At 71.7% G+C, this 15,989-nt stretch carries 10 protein-coding genes; 9 read left to right on the plus strand and 1 reads right to left on the minus strand.

Going from position 1 to position 15,989, the window contains the following annotated elements; genetic code table 11:
- Positions 1–284: 284 nt before the first annotated feature.
- Positions 285–4,232, minus strand: coding sequence for a type VII secretion protein EccCa (gene eccCa, locus ACF1AK_RS34135; protein WP_391502706.1), 3,948 nt, complete (start codon positions 4,230–4,232; stop codon positions 285–287).
- A gap of 383 nt (positions 4,233–4,615) precedes the next feature.
- Here eccCa and eccD point away from each other — a divergent pair, with 383 nt between their 5' ends.
- From eccD to ACF1AK_RS34180, 9 genes are all read left to right on the plus strand, one after another.
- On the plus strand, positions 4,616–6,079 hold the full coding sequence (gene eccD / locus ACF1AK_RS34140; RefSeq protein WP_391502707.1) for a type VII secretion integral membrane protein EccD: 1,464 nt from the start codon (positions 4,616–4,618) through the stop codon (positions 6,077–6,079).
- Positions 6,080–6,262: 183 nt separating this feature from the next.
- A complete protein-coding gene (gene rpsO / locus ACF1AK_RS34145; protein WP_209416808.1) occupies positions 6,263–6,553 on the plus strand; it encodes a 30S ribosomal protein S15 in 291 nt (96 codons plus the stop codon).
- Between the two features lie 462 nt (positions 6,554–7,015).
- The gene (locus ACF1AK_RS34150) at positions 7,016–9,223 is read left to right on the plus strand and encodes a polyribonucleotide nucleotidyltransferase (protein WP_391502708.1); all 2,208 of its coding nucleotides are present in this window, start codon (positions 7,016–7,018) and stop codon (positions 9,221–9,223) included.
- A gap of 125 nt (positions 9,224–9,348) precedes the next feature.
- Entirely contained in the window at positions 9,349–10,701 is a 1,353-nt protein-coding gene (locus tag ACF1AK_RS34155) for a M16 family metallopeptidase (RefSeq protein WP_391502709.1), read from the plus strand.
- A gap of 13 nt (positions 10,702–10,714) precedes the next feature.
- Positions 10,715–11,461, plus strand: a complete 747-nt coding sequence (dapB, locus tag ACF1AK_RS34160; RefSeq protein ID WP_391502710.1) for a 4-hydroxy-tetrahydrodipicolinate reductase — start codon at positions 10,715–10,717, stop codon at positions 11,459–11,461.
- A gap of 7 nt (positions 11,462–11,468) precedes the next feature.
- Complete coding sequence (locus ACF1AK_RS34165; protein ID WP_391502711.1) at positions 11,469–11,954, plus strand: hypothetical protein; 486 nt, start codon at positions 11,469–11,471, stop codon at positions 11,952–11,954.
- On the plus strand, positions 11,951–12,682 hold the full coding sequence (thyX, locus tag ACF1AK_RS34170) for an FAD-dependent thymidylate synthase (protein WP_391502712.1): 732 nt from the start codon (positions 11,951–11,953) through the stop codon (positions 12,680–12,682). The genes ACF1AK_RS34165 and thyX overlap by 4 nt, the downstream gene beginning before the upstream one ends.
- 272 nt (positions 12,683–12,954) lie before the next feature.
- Complete coding sequence (gene dapA, locus ACF1AK_RS34175; RefSeq protein WP_391502713.1) at positions 12,955–13,860, plus strand: 4-hydroxy-tetrahydrodipicolinate synthase; 906 nt, start codon at positions 12,955–12,957, stop codon at positions 13,858–13,860.
- Between the two features lie 170 nt (positions 13,861–14,030).
- The gene (locus tag ACF1AK_RS34180; RefSeq protein WP_391502714.1) at positions 14,031–15,716 is read left to right on the plus strand and encodes a ribonuclease J; all 1,686 of its coding nucleotides are present in this window, start codon (positions 14,031–14,033) and stop codon (positions 15,714–15,716) included.
- The last annotated feature ends 273 nt before the right edge of the window (positions 15,717–15,989 follow it).

Here is a 15,989-nt window from a genome sequence, read left to right on the forward strand (position 1 = left end):
CTAACCGTCATCACTATGCATGTCCGACTTGTTACTTTCACTTCCTCGCGCTGGAATCCAAGGTGAACGGCGGTTTACGTGCGCGCATTCAAAGGTGCTGTCCGGATGCGGAGGCAGGTCGGCCAGAAGCCTCGACAGCCCCGCCCAAGCCCCGGGCCGGGTACGGGAACCGCAGCCCTCCAGCGGAAAGATCTAGGTAACGTTTCGGCACCTGGGACGCCGGAAGGGGCCGGATCCGAGGACCCGACCCCTTCGAACACGCTCCGTCACGAGAGGGCCGGCCCTCAGGGCGCCGGCAGCCAGCCCGTCTGCACCATCTGCCCGCTGGTCACCCGGCGCGAGACGAACACGCCCCGGCCCGGCGGCAGCGCCTGCGGCTTGACGGTGCCCAGCAGCGGGCCCTCGTCCCGGTTGCCGGACAGCAGCACGCCCTGGCCGCCCAGCTCGCGCATCCGCTGCATGAACGGCTCGTACAGCGAGCGCCCGGCGCCGCCCGCGCTGCGCGCGACGATCACCCGCAGGCCGATGTCCCGCGCGAACGGCAGGAACTCCGCGAGCGCCGCCAGCGGGTTGCCCGAGGAGGTCGCCACCAGCTCGTAGTCGTCGACCACCACGAACATGTCCTTGCCGCTGTACCAGCTGCGGTTGCGCAGCTGCTCGGCGGTGACGTCCGGCCCGGGCAGCCGGCGCGCACAGGCCCCGCGCAGCATCTCGACCACGCTCGACATGGCCGGCTGCGCGGCCGCGTACTCCACCAGGTACTCCGGCGGGACGACGCCGAGCAGCGCCCGCCGGTAGTCGCCGACCACGATGCCGGCCTGGTCCGGGGTGTACCGCTCGGTGATCTGCTTGACCAGCATCCGCAGCAGCGCGGACTTCCCGGACTCGGTGTCGCCGAAGACGATGAACAGCGGGTCGGTCTCGAAGTTGACGAAGGCCGGCGCCAGCTCCGCCTCGTCCACGCCGAACGCGACGCCCCGCTCCGGGTGCTCGAAGCCCTTCGGCAGCGCGTGCCCGTCCAGCACCGCCGGCAGCATCCGCACCTGCGGCGCGCGCGGGCCCGTCCACGCCCCGGCGACCGCCGAGACCAGCCCGGCCACGCCGTTCTGGAGGTCCTCCACCGAGCCGGAGCCGTCGAGGCGGGGCAGACCGGTGAGGAAGTGCAGCCGGTCCGCGGTGACGCCGCGGCCCGGGACGGCCGGCACGTTCTGCGCCACCCGGCGGTCCACCTCGGACTCCATGGCGTCGCCGAGCTTCAGCTCGGTCCGGTTCTGCAGCAGGTCCTTGAGCGCCGGGCGGACCTCCGCGTACCGGGCCGCGGTGACGATCAGGTGGATCCCGTAGCCCAGGCCCCGCTGGGCGATGTCGCCGATGACCGGCTCCAGTGCCTCGAACTCCTGCTTGAAGGTGTTCCAGCCGTCGATCACCAGGAAGACGTCGCCGAACTGCTCCTCCGGCAGCGCGCCGGAGGCCCGGCGGGCCCGGTAGGTGCCGATCGAGTCGATCCCGGTGGCGCGGAACAGCTCCTCGCGGCGGTTGAGCACGCCGTGCACCTCGGAGACCATCCGGCGCACCTTCTCGGCGTCCAGCCGCCCGGCCACCCCGCCGACCTGCGGCAGGTCCTGGAGCGACTGGAAGCCGCCCCCGCCGAAGTCCAGCAGGTAGAACTGCACCTCCAGCGGGGTGTGGGTGAGCGCGAACGAGGCCACCGTGGTGCGGATCACCGTCGACTTGCCGGAGCGCGGACCGCCGACCACCAGACCGTGGCCGGCCGCCCCCGAGTAGTCGTGGTCGAGGATGTCGCGCTTCTGGTCCCGCGGCTTGTCGACGATGCCGACCGGCACCCGCAGCCGGCCCAGCGCCCCGTACTGCGGCGCGGTCAGGCCGCGCTCGGCGGTCGCCTGGAGCGGCGGCAGCAGCTGGTCCACGCTCGGCGGGGCGTCCAGCGGCGGCAGCCACACCTGGTGCGCGGCCGGGCCCTGGCCCGCCATCCGCTGCACGAACACGTCCAGCACGGTGTCCGCCAGGGCGTCGTCCGGCTCCTCGGCGATCGGCTCGACCTCCTGCACCAGCGGCTCGGTCACCGGCACCTCGGCCGCGGTGAACCGCACCGGCCGCGCGGTCACCAGCCGGCCGCCGGTCGACCGCTGCTGCCCCGGCGCCCGGTACGGCCCGGAGACGTACGCCGCCTTGAACCGCTCCATCACGTCGGTGCCGAACTTCAGGTAGCCGACGCCCGGCACCGGCGGCAGGTGGTACGCGTCCGGGACGCCGATCGCCGCCCGCGACTCGGCCGCCGAGAAGGTGCGCAGGCCGATCCGGTAGGAGAGATAGGTGTCCAGCCCGCGCAGCTTGCCCTCCTCCAGGCGCTGCGAGGCCAGCAGCAGGTGCACCCCGAGGGACCGGCCGATCCGGCCGATCTGGATGAACATGTCGATGAAGTCGGGCTTGGCGGTGAGGAGTTCGGAGAACTCGTCGATGATGAGCACCAGCGACGGCAGCGGGTCCAGCGCGGCGCCGGCCGCCCGGGCCCGCTCGTACTCGTGGATGTTCGCGTAGTTGCCGGCCCGGTGCAGCAGCTCCTGGCGCCGGTTGAGCTCGCCCTCGATGGCGTCCCGCATGCGGTCGACCAGGGTGAGCTGGCCCTCCAGGTTGGTGATCACCGCGGAGGTGTGCGGCATGTCCGCCATGCCCGCGAAGGTCGCGCCGCCCTTGAAGTCGGCGAGCACGAAGTTCAGCGTCTCCGAGGAGTGCGTCATCGCGAGGCCCAGCACCAGGGTGCGCAGCAGCTCGGACTTGCCGGAGCCGGTCGCGCCGACACACAGGCCGTGCGGGCCCATGCCCTCCAGCGCGGCCTCCTTGATGTCCAGGTACACGTGCTCGCCGCCGGCCCCGACACCGATCGGCACCCGCAGCCGCTCGTGCTGGGCCCGCTGCCGCCAGCTGCGGGTGACGTCGAAGGAGCCCGGGTCACCGGAGTTCATCAGGTCGGTGAAGTCCAGGTTGGACAGCAGCGGTTCGTCGTCGCCGCCGGCCGAGGCCCGGTACGGCGCCAGCTGCCGGGCGAGCGCCTCGGACTGCCAGGCGGACAGGGTGTCCGGGGTGCCGGCGTAGGTGGCGCCGGAGGCCGAGCGCAGCACCAGCTCGTCGGGCGAGACCGTGACGATCAGGTGCCCGGACGGCTCGTCCAGGTCACCCGGGACCACCTCGACGATGGTCACCCCGTGCACGCCCTCCGCGCCGGCCAGCAGCGAGTCGTGCGGCACCGAGGCGCCGTCCATCACGACGACGATGTGCGGCTGGTCGGGCGCCGGCGCGGCGTCCCGGACGAACCGCTGGCGGCCGGCGAGCTCGTCCTGGAGCAGCAGTTCCAGCTCGCCGAGGCCGGTGGCGATCAGCCGGCGCGAACCGGCGCCGTCGCTCTCCTTGCGGTGCTGGTTGTGCGGGAGCCACTTGGTCCACTCCCACTCGTCCACCGCGCCTGGTGCGGCCGCCACCGTGATCAGCAGGTCGTCCGGCGAGTGCAGGGTGGTCAACTGGGCGATCATCGCCCGGACGTTGCCGTAGACGGTGTCCGGGTCCCCGCAGACCGTGATGTGGTAGAAGGCGCGCAGCGAGATCGCCAACGGCAGGTCCTGAAGGGTGCCGTGGGCCTTGAGGAAGGTCTGCATCGCGGCCGCCGACAGCGGCTCCAGCTCGTCCATCGGCGCCGTCTGCGGCGCCACCAGCGGGGTGGACAGCTGCACCGGTCCGCGGCCGACCCGTATCTGCGCGAAGTCGCCGTCCCCGGAGCGCCGTTCCCAGAGCCGGCGGCCGTCCGCGACGATCGACCAGAGCTGGTCCGGCTCGGGGTTCAGGAACAGCTGGGCGCCGCGCTGGCGCTCGGCGGTCCGGCGCACCTGGCGGCGCATCTGCTGCAGGTACTTGAGGTAGTCGCGCCGCTCGTCCGCGGTGGCCGAGGAGCCGCCCTTGCGGGCCCGGACGATCTGGGCGAGCGCCATGCCGACCGTGGAGACGATCATCAGACCGCCCATGATCTTCATCGGCGCCTGGGCGCCCGGCGAGAAGAAGAACACCGCCGACCCGCCCATGCCGAGCATCGGCAGGATGCTCATCACCCAGTCCTCGCCGCCCGACCGGGGCAGCTCGGGCGGGGCGACCATCTCCACCGGCTCGTCCGGCACCGCGGGCGGATAGGCCCGGGGCGGCCGCTTGACGGTGATCACGCCCATGCGCGTCCCACCCCCCGACCACGAACGCTTCGCTCGATCACCACGGCATCAGCCCTCACGCCACTGGATACGTACGGGTGAGGGCGCCCCGTGTGACGCCGCCCCCGCTCCGCCGACCGCAGGCACCCGGGGAGGCGCGCGCCGCCCCCGCCGCCCTGCGCAGGGGCCGATCCTACTGGGACCCCGGGCCCGCGGGGCCGCCCGCCCTCCACGGGGCCGGACACGAACCGAGCGGGTAGGGTAACGCCGCGCCAACTCGTGGCCCCGCCGGGCCGGTTCCGCCCGGCCGGCGCCGGCGCGTCAGCCAGACCGACCAGCCGCCGGTACCGCGGCACCGTCATCAAGGGGGAGCGCCCAGTGCGTCGAGCGAACGAGGTGCGGGCATGACGACGCCCGCCACGACCGGCTTCTGCCGGGTCACCGTCGTCGCCCCGGACAGCCGGATCGACGTCGCCCTGCCCGAGGACGTCCCGCTCGCGGACGTCTACCCCGAGGTGCTGCGGCTCTCCGGCCAGACCCAGCCCGACGGCGTCCCCACCGGCTTCCACCTGGTCCGCCGCGACGGCACCGTGCTCGACGGCAGCCGCTCGCTCGCCGCCCAGCAGGTGCGCGACGGCGACCTGCTCAGCCTGCGCCCGTTCGCCGAGTCGCTGCCGCCCGCCGTCTACGACGACGTCGCCGACGCCATCGCCACCGCCGGCGAGACCGACCGCCGGTTCTGGGGCCCCGAGCTGATGCGCGCCTTCGGCCTCATCGGCACCGGCGTGCTGCTCACCCTGCTCGGCTTCGCGCTCTGGTTCGCCGACCTGCGCCACGACATGCACGGCCTGCCCGGGGTGATCTCCGGCGTCGTCGCCGTCGTGCTCACCGCCCTGGCCGGCGTCCGCGCCCGGGTCTACCGGGACGCCTGGGCCGGCCTCGCGCTCGGCCTCGGCGCCCTGCCACACGCCCTGATCGCCGGCAGCGGTGTGCTCGCGCCCACCGGCGGCCCGCTGGACGGCCCCGGCCGGCTGCAGTTCCTCACCGGCTGCGTCGCCGTCCTGGTGGTCGCCGTCCTGCTGGTCGGCCTGCTGCCCGAGAAGGACTCGCTGTTCGTCGCCGCCGCCTTCCTGGCCGCGGCGGGCGCGCTCGCCACCTTCGCCGCCGTGCTGCTTCCCGGCACCCCGGCCAACCACATCGCCGCCGTCACCGGCGTCGCCGCCGTCGCCGCGATCGGCTTCCTGCCCGGCCTGTCCGCCCGCTTCGCCCGGCTGCCCGTCGGCTACAGCGCCCCCGGCCAGACCCGGGCCCGCGGCCGCGACCACGACGAGGACACCGCCCGCGCCGAACTCGTCCAGTACGAGCGGATCGCCCACCAGGCCCGCCGCGGCCACGAGGTGCTGGTCGGCCTGGTCGGCGGCTGCGCCGCGGTGATCGTCGGCGCCTGCGCGGTGCTCGGCTTCACCGACGAGACCTTCCCCGAACTGCTCGCCCTGGTCCTCGGCCTGGCCACCATGCTCCGCGCCCGGCTGTTCCGCTACAGCGCGCAGGTCTTCAGCCTCACCATCGCCGGTCTGCTCGGCCTGTCGCTGCTGATCGTCGGCCTCTCCCTGCACACCCCGCAGTTCGTGCTGCGGGCCGGGACCGGCTCCACCGACGCCGACCTGCGCACCCTCTGGCTGGCCGCCTCGATCGCCTTCGGCGCCGCGGTGCTCACCGCGATCGCCCTGGTGGTGCCGCGGCTGGGCGTCTCCCCGTTCTGGGGGCGCATCCTGGACCTGGTCGACAGCCTCACCCTGATGTCGCTGGTGCCGCTGGTGCTGGCCGTCCTCGACGTCTACCGGCTGGTCCGCGGCGCCACCGGCTGAGCCGCGCACCGGGGCCACTCGACGGCCGTGCCGCAGGCACTGGTACGCTTGGCCTCCGAGCGCAGCCGTGTGTCCGCCCCGGACGGGGCGAGGACCGGCGGCCGCGCTCGTCACGACACCGAGTTCTCCCAGAGTCCTGTGCCGTAGACCAGGACCGCTCGGTATCACCTCGAAGGAGTTGCAGTGGCTCTCGCCTCTGACGTCAAGAAGCAGATCATCGCCGAGTTCGGCCAGAAGGAGGGCGACACCGGCTCCCCCGAGGTCCAGGTGGCCATGCTCTCCCGCCGCATCTCGGACCTGACCGAGCACCTCAAGTCGCACAAGCACGACCACCACTCGCGCCGCGGCCTGCTGATCCTGGTCGGCCAGCGCCGTCGTCTGCTGCAGTACCTGGCCAAGAAGGACATCGAGCGCTTCCGTACGCTCGTCGACCGCCTGGGCATCCGCCGCGGTGCCGCCGGCGGCGCCCGCTGAGAACGCCGCTCGGGGCGGCTCCCCACACCGGGGAGCCGCCCCTCGCGCGTATGCCGCGGCGGTACGGCCGGGGCGCCCACCGGGGCGCCCGAACGCAACGACCGTGCATAACAACTCGCGCGCACCTCCCCAGGTGGCCGAGGATTGCACCGTAGGGTTGTGGGCATGCCGGGTGATGGCGCCGCAAGCGCGCCACCAGGCAGCAGAACCCCGACCCCCGCGGGACGAAGGCTTCAAACGGAAGCCGCCCGCATCCGAGAGAGCGTCCAGACGCGGACCGCCCGTCCGGACCCGGCCGGCCGAGAGGCGCCGGTCCTCGGTAGTGGCCGCCGGAGGCCCCGCCCATCGAAGCGGGGTGCACCGGAGGCTTCGATCGAAGACCGGCCCGACCGTCCAGGGTCAACACGCAGGCGATGCGCGGGGGCGCTCTCCCGGAGACGTACGAAAGAGGAGATCTTCCAGGTGGAAGAGAACGTGTTCTACGCCGAGGCCGTGATCGACAACGGTTCCTTCGGCACCCGTACCATCCGCTTCGAGACCGGCCGTCTGGCCCGTCAGGCGGCCGGCTCCGCCGTCGCCTACCTGGACGACGACACCATGGTGCTGTCGGCCACCAGCGCGTCCAAGCAGCCGAAGGAACACTTCGACTTCTTCCCGCTGACGGTGGACGTCGAGGAGCGGATGTACGCCGCCGGCCGCATCCCCGGCTCGTTCTTCCGTCGTGAGGGCCGGCCCTCCGAGGACGCGATCCTCACCTGCCGCCTGATCGACCGCCCGCTGCGCCCGTCCTTCGTCAAGGGCCTGCGCAACGAGGTCCAGGTCGTCGTCACCGTGATGGCGCTGAACCCGGACCACCTGTACGACGTGGTGGCCATCAACGCCGCCTCCGCCTCCACCCAGCTGGCGGGCCTGCCGTTCTCCGGCCCGATCGGCGGCGTGCGCGTCGCGCTGATCAACGGCCAGTGGGTCGCCTTCCCGACCCACAGCGAGCTGGAGTCGGCCGTCTTCGACATGGTCGTGGCCGGCCGCGTCCTGCCGGACGGCGACGTCGCGATCATGATGGTCGAGGCCGAGGCCACCGACAAGACCATCAAGCTGGTCGAGGGCGGCGCCGACGCGCCGACCGAGGAGATCGTCGCCTCCGGCCTGGAGGCCGCGAAGCCGTTCATCAAGGTCCTGTGCGCCGCGCAGTCGCAGCTGGCCGCCCAGGCCGCCAAGCCGACCGGTGAGTTCCCGGTCTTCCTGGACTACCAGGACGACGTGCTCGCCGCGCTGTCCGCCGCCGTCAAGGACGAGCTCGCCCAGGCCCTGACCATCCCGGGCAAGCAGGAGCGCAACAACGAGCTGGACCGCGTCAAGGCGCTGGCCGCCGAGAAGCTGCTGCCCGAGTTCGAGGGCCGCGAGAAGGAGATCAGCGCCGCCTACAACGCGCTGACCAAGAAGATCGTCCGCGAGCGCGTCATCAAGGACAAGGTCCGCATCGACGGCCGCGGCGTCACCGACATCCGCACCCTGGCCGCCGAGGTCGAGGCCATCCCGCGGGTGCACGGCTCGGCGCTGTTCGAGCGCGGCGAGACCCAGATCCTGGGTGTCACCACGCTGAACATGCTCCGCATGGAGCAGCAGCTGGACACGCTCTCCCCGGAGACCCGCCGCCGCTACATGCACAACTACAACTTCCCGCCGTACTCGGTCGGCGAGACCGGCCGCGTCGGTTCGCCGAAGCGCCGCGAGATCGGCCACGGCGCGCTGGCCGAGCGGGCCATCCTGCCGGTGCTGCCGACCCGCGAGGAGTTCCCGTACGCCATCCGCCAGGTCTCCGAGGCGCTCGGCTCCAACGGCTCCACCTCGATGGGCTCGGTCTGCGCCTCCACCATGTCGCTGCTGAACGCCGGTGTGCCGCTGAAGGCCGCCGTCGCCGGCATCGCCATGGGCCTGATCTCCCAGGAGATCGACGGTGAGACCCACTACGTGACCCTCACCGACATCCTCGGTGCCGAGGACGCGTACGGCGACATGGACTTCAAGGTCGCCGGTACCCGCAACTTCATCACCGCCCTGCAGCTGGACACCAAGCTCAACGGCATCCCGGCGTCGGTGCTGGCCGCCGCGCTGAAGCAGGCCCGCGACGCCCGCCTGCACATCCTCGACGTGATGAACGAGGCCATCGACTCCCCGGACGAGATGTCCCCGAACGCGCCGCGCATCATCACCATCAAGATCCCGGTGGACAAGATCGGCGAGGTCATCGGCCCCAAGGGCAAGATGATCAACCAGATCCAGGAGGACACCGGCGCCGAGATCACGATCGAGGACGACGGCACCATCTACATCGGTGCCGCCGACGGCCCGGCCGCCGAGGCCGCCCGCACCACGATCAACCAGATCGCCAACCCGACCATGCCGGAGGTCGGCGAGCGCTACCTGGGCACCGTGGTCAAGACCACGACCTTCGGTGCCTTCGTCTCGCTCATGCCGGGCAAGGACGGTCTGCTGCACATCTCGCAGATCCGCAAGCTCGCCGGCGGCAAGCGCGTGGAGAACGTCGAGGACGTCCTCGGCGTCGGCGCCAAGGTGCAGGTCGAGATCGCCGAGATCGACCCGCGCGGCAAGCTCTCGCTGATCCCGGTCATCGAGGGCGAGGAGAACGCCGAGGCCGCTTCCGAGTGAAGCGCCGCTAGCTGAACCCAGCGGCCCGCACGCCCCCAGCGGCGTGCGGGCCGCACCCTGTTGTCCCGCGCTCCCGACGGACCGCTTATTTCTGACGGACCGCTTTTTTCTACGGAGGTACCCCCGTGGCCCAGGCCTCGGCGGCGACGCAGCGCCCCGGCACGACCCGGACCCTGCTGAAGGGCGCGGACGGCGCCGGAACCGTGCGCCGCACCGTCCTCCCCGGCGGCCTGCGCGTCGTCACCGAGACCCTGCCGACGGTGCGCTCCGCGACCTTCGGCATCTGGGTCGGCGTCGGCTCGCGGGACGAGACCCCGCAGCTCAACGGCGCCACGCACTACCTGGAGCACCTGCTCTTCAAGGGCACCGAGCGGCGCAGCGCGCTGGACATCTCGGCCGCCCTGGACGCGGTCGGCGGCGAGATGAACGCCTTCACCGCCAAGGAGAACACCTGCTACTACGCGCGGGTGCTCGACACCGACCTGCCGCTGGCCATCGACGTGGTCTGCGACATGCTCACCGGCTCGCTGATCCGCCCCGAGGACGTCGAGGCCGAGCGTGGCGTCATCCTCGAAGAGATGGCGATGGCCGAGGACGACCCGGGTGACGTCGTCCACGACCTCTTCGCCAAGGTGATCTTCGGCAACGGCCCGCTCGGCCGGCCGATCCTCGGCACCCAGGAGACCGTCCGGGCGCTCAGCCGCGACCAGATCGCGAACTTCTTCCACCGGCGCTACCGGCCCGAGCACCTGGTCGTCGCCGCAGCCGGCAACCTGGACCACCGCAAGGTCGTCCGGCAGGTCGAGAGGGCCTTCGCGCCGCTGCTCGCCAAGTCCGACGCCGCCCCCGCCGAGGCCCGGCGCGGCGTCAAGGCGCTGCGGACCGCGGGCCGGGTCGAGGTGCTCAACCGGGCCACCGAGCAGGCCCACCTGGTGCTGGGCGTGCCCGGCGTGCCCCGGCACGACGAGCGCCGCTGGGCGATGGGCATGCTCAACGCGGCCCTCGGCGGCGGCATGAGCTCCCGGCTGTTCCAGGAGGTCCGGGAGAAGCGCGGCCTGGCGTACTCGGTGTACTCCTACTCCTCCTCCTACGCGGACAGCGGCCTGTTCGGCATCTACGCCGGCTGCCAGCCCAAGCGGGTCGAGGAGGTGCTGCGGATCTGCCGCGAGGAGCTCGCCAAGGTGGTCGCCGAGGGCATCACCGAGGAGGAGCTGCAGCGCGCGATCGGCCAGATCTCCGGCTCCACCGTGCTCGGCATGGAGGACACCGGCTCGCTGATGAACCGCATCGGCAAGGCCGAGCTCAGCTACGGCCACCACCTGTCGGTCGACGACATGCTGGGGAGGATAGCGGCGGTGACCCTGGAGGACGTCCACGAGGTCGCCCGTGATGTGCTGGGCGCGTACCGGCCGTCGCTGGCCCTGATCGGTCCGGTCAACGACAGGCGGGCCGCGAAGCTCGCCGACCTGCTGGTGTGAGAGGACTTTCGCTATGACGCTGCGTGTCGCCGTGATCGGCGCCAAGGGACGGATCGGCTCGGAGGCGGTCAAGGCCGTGGAGGCCGCCCCCGACCTGGAGCTGGTCGCCTCCCTCGGCCGCGGGTCCGACCTGGCGGAGCTGACCCGGGCCGGCGCCCAGGTGGCCGTCGAACTGACCCATCCGGACGCGGTGATGGGCAATCTCGACCACTGCCTGCGCCACGGCATCCACGTGGTCACCGGCACCACCGGCTGGACCGACGAGCGGCTGGCCACCGTGCGCGGCCTGCTCGACCAGGCGCCGGAGCTCGGCCTGCTGATCGCGCCGAACTTCTCGATCGGCGCGATCCTCGGCATGAAGTTCTCGCAGATCGCCGCGAAGTACTTCGAGTCGGTCGAGGTCGTCGAGCTGCACCACGACGGCAAGGCGGACGCCCCCAGCGGCACCGCCGCCCGCACCGCCCAGCTGATCGCCGCCGCCCGCGCGGAGGCCGGCCGGCCTCCGCAGCAGGACCCGACCACCCACAGCCTGCCCGGTGCCCGCGGCGCCGACGTCGACGGGGTGCCGGTGCACTCGGTGCGGCTGCGCGGCCTGCTCGCCCACCAGCAGGTGATGTTCGGCGACACCGGCGAGACCCTCACCATCCGGCACGACTCGCTGCACCACAGCAGCTTCATGCCGGGCATCCTGCTCGGCGTGCGCAAGGTCGTGGAGACGCCCGGGCTCACCCTGGGCCTCGAACACTTCCTGGACCTGTGAGCCCGGCATGACCTCCCGTACCGGTTTCTTCGTCCTCGCCGGCGTGCTGGCGCTGGTCGCGCTGATCTGCGTCGGCGAGGGCGTCCAGCTGATCGCCACCGGCAAGCCGCTCGGCATCGGCCTGGGCCTGTGCGCCTTCGTCGTCCCGGTCATCGGCCTCTGGTTCCTGCGCCAGACGGTCCGCTTCGGCCGGGACAGCGAGCGGCTCGCCCGTGAGCTGGAGGCCGAGGGCGGTCTGCCGGTCGACGAGCTGAAGCGCACCGAGGGCGGGCGGATCGACCGCGCCTCGGCCGACGCGGTGTTCGCCCGCCGCAAGGCCGAGGCCGAGGCGGCCCCCGGCGACTGGCGGGTCTTCTTCCGCCTGGCGGTCGCCTACGCCGACGCCGGCGACGTGCCGCGCGCCCGCAGGACCATGCAGCACGCGATCCGGCTGCACCGCACCGCCGGCACCACCGGCACCACCACCAACAAGCCTGCGAGGAGTAGCGCGTGAGCGACGACACGACGGCCCCCCGGTTCCGCGGCGACGTCACCGTGGACCTGGTCCGCAGCGCCGCCGACGACTCGGACGTCATCTGGGCGGCCCGGGTCTCGACGGCGGGCGAGCAGTCCCTGGAGGCGCTCCAGCAGGACCCGGAGAAGTCCAAGGGCCTGATCAACTTCCTGATGCGGGACCGGCACGGCACGCCGTTCGAGCACAACTCGATGACCTTCTTCATCAGCGCGCCGATCTTCGTCTTCCGCGAGTTCCACCGCCACCGCAGCGGCTGGTCGTACAACGAGGAGTCCGGCCGCTACCGCGAGCTGCAGCCGGTCTTCTACGTGCCGGGCGAGGAGCGCCGGCTGGTCCAGCAGGGCCGCCCGGGCCGCTACGAGTTCGTCGAGGGCACCCCGGAGCAGCACGCGACCGTCACCGCCTCGATGGAGGCCGCCTACCGCGAGGCGTACGGGCGCTACCAGGAGATGCTGGAGGCCGGCGTGGCCCGCGAGGTCGCCCGCGCGGTGCTGCCGGTCGGGCTCTACTCGTCGATGTACGCGACCTGCAACGCCCGCTCGCTGATGCACTTCCTGTCGCTGCGCACCAAGCGCGAGAACTCGGCGGTGCCGTCCTTCCCGCAGCGCGAGATCGAGATGGTCGCCGAGCGGATGGAGGAGCAGTGGGCCGCGCTCATGCCGCTCACCCATGCGGCCTTCGAGAAGCACGGCCGGGTCGCCCCCTGACCTGCGGCGACGGGCATCCGGGGAGAGTGTCTGGCATGTCTGGATTGCGGCATATCTGACCGCTCCCTACGCTCGTGACCACGGATTCCGGTGCTGCTTGAACCCCCGAGCACGCAGCACCGGAATCCCACGTCCCCGCTGCTGGAACCGCCTCCGCAGAGGCGGTGCGCGGCCGCTTCCCGGCCGGGTCCACCGCCGGCCGGCCGCCGCGGCCGTCCGAACCGTGGACCGGCCTGGGTGCCGCCCCACCGCCTACGAGTAGTTTTGGACGCATGGCTCCGACCTCCACCCCCCAGACGCCCTTCGGGCGGGTCCTGACCGCGATGGTGACACCGTTCACCGCTGACGGAGGCCTCGACCTCGACCTCGACGGCGCCCAGCGCCTCGCCGCGCACCTCGTCGACTCCGGCAACGACGGCCTCGTCGTCAACGGCACCACCGGGGAGTCCCCGACCACCAGCGACGCCGAGAAGGCCCAGCTCGTCCGCGCCGTGGTGGAGGCGGTCGGGGACCGGGCCCACGTGGTGGCCGGGGTCGGCACCAACGACACCCGCCACAGCGTGGAGCTGGCCCGCCAGGCCGAGGCGGCCGGCGCGCACGGCCTGCTGGTGGTCACGCCGTACTACAGCAAGCCCCCGCAGGAGGGCCTGTACCGGCACACCGTGGAGATCGCCGACGCCACCGGGCTTCCGGTCATGCTGTACGACATCCCCGGCCGCAGCGGCGTCGCGCTGAGCCACGAGACGCTGGTCCGGCTGGGCGAACATCCCCGGATCGTCGCCAACAAGGACGCCAAGGGCGACCTCGGCGCCGCCGCCTGGGCCATCGCCCGCTCCGACCTCGCCTGGTACTCCGGCGACGACATCCTCACGCTGCCGCTGCTGTCGGTCGGAGCCGTCGGCGTCGTCAGCGTGGTCGGCCATGTGGTCGCCGGCGAGCTGCGGACCCTGGTCGAGGCCCACCTGGCCGGCGATGTGGCCAAGGCCACGGCGGTCCACCAGCGCCTGCTGCCGGTCTTCACCGGTATCTTCCGCACCCAGGGCGTCATCCTCACCAAGGCCGCGCTCGGGCTCCAGGGCCTGCCCGCCGGCCCGCTGCGGCTGCCCCTGGTCGGCGCGACTCCCGAGGAGATCGCCCAACTGAAGAAGGATCTCGCCGACGGCGGGGTAGACCTCTAACAGACACAGACGTGCGCGCCCCGGCTCGCCGGACCCTCACGGGTCCGCCGCTGGACCGGACCGAAGGCGCGAGAGCACAGACCCGGTAGGAAAACGACACTGAGAACGCACGCCATATGTCTCGCGGGGGAGGACCCCGGACATATGGCGTGCGTCGTGAGGAGAGTCTTTTGAGCCACCCGCATCCCGAACTCGGCGCGCCGCCGGCCCTGAAGGCGGGCGCCCTGCGCATCACCCCGCTCGGCGGTCTCGGCGAGATCGGCCGCAACATGACGGTCTTCGAATACGGCGACCGCATGCTCATCGTCGACTGCGGCGTCCTCTTCCCGGAGGACGAGCAGCCCGGCGTCGACCTGATCCTCCCGGACTTCAGCTACATCCGGGACCGCCTCGACAAGATCGACGGCATCGTCCTCACGCACGGCCACGAGGACCACATCGGCGCCGTCCCGTTCCTGCTCCGGGAGAACCCGGACATCCCGCTGATCGGGTCGAAGCTCACCCTCGCGCTGATCGAGGCCAAGCTCGCCGAGCACCGCATCCGCCCGTACGTGCTGGAGGTCGCCGAGGGCGACCGCGAGCGGATCGGCCCCTTCGACTGCCAGTTCATCGCGGTCAACCACTCCATCCCGGACGCGCTGGCCGTCGCCGTGCGCACGCCGGCCGGCATGGTCGTCGCCACCGGTGACTTCAAGATGGACCAGCTGCCGCTCGACGGCCGGCTCACCGACCTGCCGACCTTCGCCAAGCTGGCGGAGGAGGGCATGGACCTGCTGCTGGTGGACTCCACCAACGCCGAGGTCCCCGGCTTCATCCCGCACGAGCGGGACATCTCGGCAGCGCTGCGGAACGTTTTCGCGAACGCCGAGAAGCGCATCATCGTGGCCTCGTTCGCCAGCCACGTGCACCGCATCCAGCAGGTGCTGGACGCCGCGCACGAGTACAAGCGCAAGGTCGCCTTCGTCGGCCGCTCGATGGTCCGCAACATGGGCATCGCCCGCGACCTCGGGTACCTGAAGGTCCCCGGCAACATGGTCGTCGACGTCAAGCAGCTGGACGACCTGCCGGACAAGGAGGTCGTGCTGATCTGTACCGGCTCGCAGGGCGAGCCGATGGCCGCGCTGTCCCGGATGGCCAACCGCGACCACCAGATCCGCATCGTGGAGGGCGACACCGTCGTCCTGGCGTCCTCGCTCATCCCGGGCAACGAGAACGCCGTCTACCGGGTCATCAACGGCCTGACCCGCTGGGGCGCCAAGGTCGTGCACAAGGGCAACGCCAAGGTGCACGTCTCCGGCCACGCCTCGGCCGGTGAGCTGCTGTACTTCTTCAACATCTGCAAGCCGCGCAACCTCATGCCGGTGCACGGCGAGTGGCGCCACCTGCGGGCCGCGGCCGACCTCGGCATCGCGACCGGTGTCCCGCGCAACCGGGTGGTCATCGCGGAGGACGGCGTCTGCGTCGACCTGGAGGACGGTGTCGCCCGCATCGTCGGCAAGGTGCAGGCCGGCTACGTCTACGTCGACGGCTCCTCGGTCGGCGACATCACCGAGGCCTCGCTCAAGGACCGCCGGATCCTCGGCGAGGAGGGCTTCATCTCCTGCTTCGTGGTGGTCGACTCCACCAACGGCAAGATCGTCGGCGGTCCGACCATCCAGGCCCGCGGCTCCGGCATCGACGACGCCGCGTTCGTCCCGGTCGCGGCCAGGCTGCAGGAGGCCCTCGACCGCTCGGCGAGCGACGGCGTCCTGGAGATCCGCCAGGTCCAGCAGCTCGTGCGCCGGACCATCGGCAAGTGGGTGGCGGACAACTACCGCCGCCGCCCGATGATCCTCCCGGTCGTGGTCGAGGTCTGAGGCCCCCCGGCCTGATTTGACGTGGGGCAACCCGGTGCGTAATGTTCTCCGGGTTGCCCCACGGGACGGCCCCCAGTCGAAGTCCTCGAAACGAAATTCGAGAACGGAGCGGGAAAACGGCCCGAGAAACTCTGATAGAGTTCGGGAGCGCCGAAAGGCCGAAGCGAATCGGACGAAAGAAACTCCGGAAAACGGAGCGGAAAACATCTGATAAGCTGGAAACACGAAAGAACGAAGCGCCCGGAGGGCCGGTGTGAAAGCCGCCCGATGGAA

Origin of the sequence: Kitasatospora sp. NPDC015120, from assembly GCF_043080305.1 — a bacterium.
Taxonomy (GTDB): Bacteria; Actinomycetota; Actinomycetes; order Streptomycetales; family Streptomycetaceae; genus Kitasatospora.

Excerpts from the sequence above, each read along its gene's own strand:
- dapB (WP_391502710.1), top strand. The coding sequence starts at position 10,715 with ATGACGCTGCGTGTCGCCGTGATCGGCGCCAAGGGACGGATCGGCTCG.
- eccCa (WP_391502706.1), bottom strand. The coding sequence starts at position 4,232 with ATGGGCGTGATCACCGTCAAGCGGCCGCCCCGGGCCTATCCGCCCGCG.
- eccD (WP_391502707.1), top strand. The coding sequence starts at position 4,616 with ATGACGACGCCCGCCACGACCGGCTTCTGCCGGGTCACCGTCGTCGCC.
- ACF1AK_RS34165 (WP_391502711.1), top strand. The coding sequence starts at position 11,469 with ATGACCTCCCGTACCGGTTTCTTCGTCCTCGCCGGCGTGCTGGCGCTG.
- dapA (WP_391502713.1), top strand. The coding sequence starts at position 12,955 with ATGGCTCCGACCTCCACCCCCCAGACGCCCTTCGGGCGGGTCCTGACC.